Source organism: Acidovorax sp., from assembly GCF_046314175.1.
Taxonomy (GTDB): domain Bacteria; phylum Pseudomonadota; class Gammaproteobacteria; order Burkholderiales; family Burkholderiaceae_C; genus Acidovorax.
Genome location: NZ_JBKBXG010000021.1, coordinates 58,430 through 64,429, shown reverse-complemented (window position 1 = coordinate 64,429; position 6,000 = coordinate 58,430). Strand labels below are relative to the sequence as shown.

At 67.0% G+C, this 6,000-nt stretch carries 7 protein-coding genes; all 7 read left to right on the top strand.

Features of this window, described 5'->3' with window-relative positions:
* A partial coding sequence (gene nadB / locus ACK4OE_RS08285; RefSeq protein WP_409884245.1) for an L-aspartate oxidase occupies positions 1-1,259 on the top strand: 1,259 nt, incomplete at its 5' end.
* On the top strand, positions 1,256-1,891 hold the full coding sequence (gene queE / locus ACK4OE_RS08280; RefSeq protein WP_409884244.1) for a 7-carboxy-7-deazaguanine synthase: 636 nt from the start codon (positions 1,256-1,258) through the stop codon (positions 1,889-1,891). The genes nadB and queE, both read left to right, overlap by 4 nt.
* 18 nt (positions 1,892-1,909) lie before the next feature.
* A complete protein-coding gene (locus tag ACK4OE_RS08275) occupies positions 1,910-2,284 on the top strand; it encodes a 6-pyruvoyl trahydropterin synthase family protein (protein WP_409884243.1) in 375 nt (124 codons plus the stop codon).
* Positions 2,285-2,314: 30 nt separating this feature from the next.
* Positions 2,315-3,619 (top strand): adenosylmethionine--8-amino-7-oxononanoate transaminase, encoded by a 1,305-nt coding sequence (gene bioA / locus ACK4OE_RS08270; RefSeq protein WP_409884241.1) that lies wholly within the window; start codon positions 2,315-2,317, stop codon positions 3,617-3,619.
* Positions 3,616-4,287, top strand: a complete 672-nt coding sequence (bioD, locus tag ACK4OE_RS08265; protein WP_409884240.1) for a dethiobiotin synthase — start codon at positions 3,616-3,618, stop codon at positions 4,285-4,287. The genes bioA and bioD overlap by 4 nt, the downstream gene beginning before the upstream one ends.
* On the top strand, positions 4,287-5,525 hold the full coding sequence (gene bioF, locus ACK4OE_RS08260; protein ID WP_409884239.1) for an 8-amino-7-oxononanoate synthase: 1,239 nt from the start codon (positions 4,287-4,289) through the stop codon (positions 5,523-5,525). Before bioD ends, bioF begins: the two co-directional genes overlap by 1 nt.
* A gap of 60 nt (positions 5,526-5,585) precedes the next feature.
* Positions 5,586-5,945 (top strand): 5-carboxymethyl-2-hydroxymuconate Delta-isomerase, encoded by a 360-nt coding sequence (locus tag ACK4OE_RS08255; RefSeq protein WP_409884238.1) that lies wholly within the window; start codon positions 5,586-5,588, stop codon positions 5,943-5,945.
* Positions 5,946-6,000 lie beyond the last annotated feature (55 nt).

Here is a 6,000-nt window from a genome sequence, read left to right as displayed (position 1 = left end):
CGCGCGAAGGCGGCCACAGCGCGCGCCGCATTGCCCATGTGACCGATGCCACCGGCGCGGCCGTGCAGCGCACACTGATCGACGTGGTGCGCGCCACCCCCGGCATCACGCTGTTTGAGCAACACACGCTGGTGGACCTGATCACCACGCGCAAGCTGGGCTTGCCCGGCAACCGCTGCCTGGGCCTGTATGCGCTGGACAGCGACACCGACGAGGTCGTCACCTTCCGTGCCCCGCAAACTATTTTGGCCACGGGCGGCGCAGGCAAGGTGTACCTGTACACCACCAACCCCGACACCGCCACGGGCGATGGCATTGCCGCCGCCTGGCGCGCAGGCTGCCGTGTGGCCAACATGGAGTTCATCCAGTTCCACCCCACGGGCCTGTACCACCCGCACGAAAAGTCCTTCCTCATCAGCGAGGCGGTGCGTGGCGAGGGCGGCAAGCTGCTGCTGCCCCCATCGGCAGGCGGCACGCGCTTCATGCTCGACCATGACCCACGTGCCGAACTGGCCCCGCGCGATGTGGTGGCCCGCGCCATCGACTTCGAGATGAAAAAGCACGGGCTGGACTGCGTGCACCTCGACATCTCGCACCAGAGCCCCGCGTTTTTGCAGGAACACTTTCCGAACATCCTGGCGCACTGTGCCGGGCTGGGCATCGACATCACCAAAGAGCCCATCCCCGTAGTGCCCACGGCCCACTTCACCTGCGGCGGCGTGCTGACCGACCTGGCGGGCCGCACCGACCTGCCCGGCCTGTTTGCCGTGGGCGAAGTGGCCTGCACCGGCCTGCACGGCGCCAACCGGCTGGCCAGCAACTCGCTGCTCGAATGCATGGTGTTTGCCCGCGCCGCCGCGCAGGTCATTGCTGCAGCCCCTATCGCCGATCTGCCCACCGTGCCCGCGTGGGACGACAGCCGTGTGACCGATGCCGATGAATCGGTCGTCATCTCGCACAACTGGGACGAGCTGCGCCGCTTCATGTGGGACTACGTGGGCATCGTGCGCACCAACAAGCGTCTGGAACGCGCCGCCCACCGCATTGCCCTGCTGCAGGGCGAGATCCAGGAGTTCTACGCGCACTTTCACGTCACGCGCGACCTGCTGGAGCTGCGCAACCTGGTGCAGGTGGCCGACCTGATCGTGAAAAGCGCCCAACTGCGCCGCGAGAGCCGGGGCCTGCATTTCAGCCGCGATTACCCGGAAGTTGCCGCGCCCGCCGCACCTACCATCCTCATCCCACCGGTGCCCCGATGACTTACAGCGTCAAAGAAATTTTTTACACCCTGCAAGGCGAAGGCGGCCAGGCGGGCACGCCCGCCGTGTTCTGCCGCTTTGCGGGCTGTAACCTCTGGACGGGCCGCGAGCAAGACCGCGCGCAGGCCATCTGCCAGTTTTGCGACACCGACTTTGTGGGCACCGATGGCACGCTGGGCGGCAAGTTCGACACTGCCACCGCATTGGCCGAACGGATCGCTGCACAGTGGCCTGCAGGCGCTGGCCACCGCCTGGTGGTGCTGACCGGCGGCGAGCCCCTGCTGCAGGTGGACACGGCGCTCGTGGATGCATTGCACGCGCAGCAATTTCGCATCGCGGTGGAAAGCAACGGCACCATCGCCGCGCCGGAAGGCATCGACTGGCTGTGCATCAGCCCCAAGGCGGGCGCGCCCTGGGTGCAGCGCAGCGGGCAGGAATTGAAGCTCGTCTGGCCCCAGCCCGGCTTTGATTTAACGGCGTTAGAGCAAGACACCCAGTTCACCCACCGCTTTCTGCAGCCCATGGATGGCCTGCTGCAGCGCCAGAACACTGCCACCTGCATTGACGCCTGCATGGCCCACCCCGCATGGCGGTTGAGCCTGCAAACCCACAAGCTCACCGGCATCCGTTAAGCCTTTATGCCCGCCCCTATGTTGTTCACAATTTCCCAGCGCTTCTTCTTTGACGCCGCCCACACCCTGCGCCGCGAGATCGAGGCCGAAGGCAGCCGCCGTGTGCACGGCCACACCTACCACGCCGAAGTGTTTCTGACAGGCCCGCGCGACCCGGCCACCGGCATGGTCCAGGACCTGGGCCTGCTGCGCCGGGGCCTGGAGGTGGTGCGCGAGCAGCTGGACCACCACATGCTCGACGACGTGCCCGGCCTGGGCACACCCACGCTCGAAAACCTCTGCCTCTTCATCGCCCAGACCCTGCCTGCCGACCTGCGCGCCAGCGTGAGCCGGGTGCGCGTGTGGCGCGAGGCGCTGGGCGACAGTTGTGTGCTGGACTTCTCCGCGCACTGAGCTGTGCAGCATCACACGCACAACTCCCTGGTGGCCCGCAGCCTTGCCAGCGTCTGGCACCCCTGCACCCAGATGAAGCGGCACGAGGCCCAGCCGCCCGTGGCCATTGCGCGCGCGCAGGGCCCTTGGCTTTATGACACCGACGGCCAGCGCTATCTCGATGCCATCAGCTCCTGGTGGGTCAACCTGTTTGGCCACAGCCACCCACACATCCAGGCGGCACTCACCGACCAGTTGGCACGTCTGGACCATGTGATGCTGGCGGGCTTCACGCACGCACCCGTGGTGGAACTATCAGAGCGCCTGGGGCAACTCACGGGCCTGGGCCATGCCTTCTACGGCAGCGACGGCGCCGCCGCCACCGAGATCGCGCTGAAGATGAGCGCGCACTACTGGCGCAATACCGGCCGCCCCGCAAAGAGCCGCTTCGTGGGCCTGACGGGCGGCTACCACGGCGAAACCGTGGGCGCGCTGGCGGTGACGGACATCGCGATCTTCCGCGAAGCCTATGCGCCGCTGGTGCGCCTGGCCGATACCGTGCCCAGCCCCGATGCACGCGGGGCAGCCCCTGGCGAAACCGCACAGGACGTGGCCCGACGCGCCGCTGCAGCGCTGGAAGTATGGCTGGCTGAGCACCACGACACCACGGCGGCCTTGATCGTGGAGCCGCTGGTGCAATGCGCCGCAGGCATGGCCATGCACGACCCCGAATACCTGCGACTGGCGCGCGCACTGTGCAGCCGCTACGAGGTGCATCTGGTGGTCGATGAAATCGCGGTGGGATTTGGCCGCACAGGCACGATGTTCGCGCACCAGCAGGCGGGCATCCGGCCAGATTTCATTTGTCTTTCCAAAGGCCTGACTGGCGGCACGCTTCCGCTGTCGGCTGTGCTGACCACGGATGCGGTGTATGCAGCGTTCTACGACGATGAGGTGGCGCGGGGCTTTTTGCATTCGCACTCGTACACCGGCAACCCGCTGGCCTGCCGCGCGGCGCTGGCCACGCTGGAGCTGTTTGACCAGCTCGATGCGCTGAATGCCAACACTGCGCTGGCGCAGCGCATCGACGCAGCCTGTGCACCGGTGACCCACCACCCGCGTGTGCGCCATGCGCGCAGCATTGGAACGATCTGGGCCTGGGACGTGGACACCACTTTGCCCGACTTTTCTCGCCGCTACCACCAGCACGCCATGGCGCGCGGGGTGGTGCTGCGCCCCATCGGAAAGACGCTGTACGCCATGCCACCCTACGTTATGGACGAAGAGGCCGTGCAGTGCCTTGCCAGCGGTGCGCTGGACACCCTGAACGCGACCCTGCAAGAGGAAACTTCATGATTGGATGTTTTGTCACCGGCACCGACACGGGCGTCGGCAAGACACTGGTGTCTGCCGGCCTGCTGCACGCGCTGGCCGTGCACCACCACCGCGTGGTGGGAATGAAGCCTGTGGCGGCAGGCGTGGTGCCCTGGGGCGACGACTGGGCCAGCGAAGACGCCATTGCGCTGCGCTCCGCATCCACCTTGGCAGTGCCCGCAGCGCTGGACAACCCCGTGCTGTTGCTGGACCCGCTTTCGCCCCACATCGCCGCGGCGCGCGCCGGGGTGCAGATCGACATCGCGGCCATGGTGCGCAGCTACCAGGCGCTGGCAGCGCTTGCCGACGTGGTGGTGGTCGAGGGCGCAGGCGGCTTTCATGTGCCGCTGACCGACACCCAGACGGGCGCCGACCTGGCCCAGGCCCTGGCCCTGCCCGTGGTGCTGGTGGTGGGGCTGCGCCTGGGCTGCCTCAACCACGCGCTGCTCACGGCCGAGGCGATCCGTGCACGGGGCCTGACGCTGGTGGGCTGGGTGGCCAACCGTGTCGACCCTGACATGGACGCGGTGGAAGACAACATTGCCTACCTGCGCTCGCGGCTGGGCGCCCCGATGCTGGCCGATGTGCCGTACCAGGACTTGCCCGAACCGGGCAAGCTGGTGTTTGAACTGCCTGCGAACTGGCTGTGATGGCAATGACAGCGGACCACGCGCCGTCCTGGCTGGACGACATTCCCGCCCGCCTGGCCGATATCGAACGCACCCACCTGCTGCGCCGCCGTCGCGTGGTGACGCCCGCAGGCGGCGCCCGCCTGCTGGTAGACGGCCAACCCATGCTGGCCTTTTGCAGCAACGACTACTTGGGCCTGGCGGGCCACCCCGCCCTGGCCGAGGCCGCCCGCGCAGCCACCTACGCCTATGGCGTGGGTTCGGGCGGATCGCCACTGGTCAGCGGCCACAGCGCGGCCAACGATGCGCTGGAACATGAACTTGCGGCTTACGTACAGTTGCCCCGCGCGCTGTATTTCTACGCGGGCTACGCCACCAACACCGGCATCATTCCTGCGCTGGTGGGTGATGGCGACGCGCTGTTCTCCGACGCGCTCAACCACGCCTGTTTGATCGACGGCGCCCGCCTGTCGCGCGCCACCATCCACCGCTATCCGCATGCCGACCTGGTGGCGCTGGAGGCAGCGCTGTCGGCCAGCCCCGCACGGCGCAAGCTGGTCATCAGCGACGCCGTATTCAGCATGGACGGCGACCTCATCGACATCCCTGCGCTACTGGCGCTGTGCGAGCGCTACGACGCGTTGCTGCTGTTGGATGACGCGCACGGCTTTGGCGTGCTGGGGCCCCAAGGTCGCGGTTGCCTGGCGCACGCGGGCCTGTCCGGAGCTGCCGCGTCACGGCGCGTGCTCTACATGGCCACGCTCGGCAAAGCCGCCGGGGTGGCAGGCGCCTTTGTGGCAGGGGATACAGCACTGATTGAGTGGCTGCTGCAAAAAACGCGCACCTACATCTTTGCCACTGCTGCCCCGCCGCTGTTGGCCAGCGCACTGCGCCAGAGCCTGCAACTGATGGCGGCCGGAGACGACCTCCGCGCTCACCTGCAGGCATTGATTGCCCAGTTGCGCACAGGGCTGGCAGCGCTGCCACTCGCTTTAGGCTGGCACCTGCTGCCGTCGCACACCCCCGTGCAGGCCCTGGTGATCGGCAGCAACGAAGCGGCACTGGCCGCGATGGACAGCCTGCGCACCCAGGGCCTGTGGGTGCCAGCCATCCGCCCGCCCACCGTGCCCGCAGGCACGGCCCGCTTGCGCATTGCGCTGTCGGCCGCGCACACGGCGGCTGATGTGGAGCAGTTGATCAGCGCCCTGAACCACCATGCGGCACACCAACTGCGCACCGAGGCCCTGTGTCACCTTTAAACTGGCTGCCGCACGCACCGTGCGTACCCGCCACTGAACGGAACCTGAATCGGAACCCCCATGCCCCATCTCACCGTTGAATACTCTGCAAACCTGCCCCACTACCCCGAGGCAGAAACTCTCACCGCGCTCAACGCCACCGTGTGCGGCCACCCCGAAGTGCAGGACGAGGCCGATCTGAAAACGCGCTTCATCGTGGCAGACAGTTTCGAGATTGGCACGGCACCTGCCAACCGTGCGTTTGTTCATGCACAGCTGCGCCTGCTGTCAGGCCGCACGCCTGAGGCCAAAAAGGAACTGTCAGACCGCATTGCCGCCGTGCTGCGCGAGCGCACACCCAAGCCCCAGGGCGTGATGGTTCAACTCAGCGTGGAAGTGGTCGACATGGACCGGGGCTCCTACGCCAAAGAACGGGTTTGAGCCGGCTCCCGATCCATTCCCGTCGCCATTATTTCCGTTGATGCAGCTGGAGCAG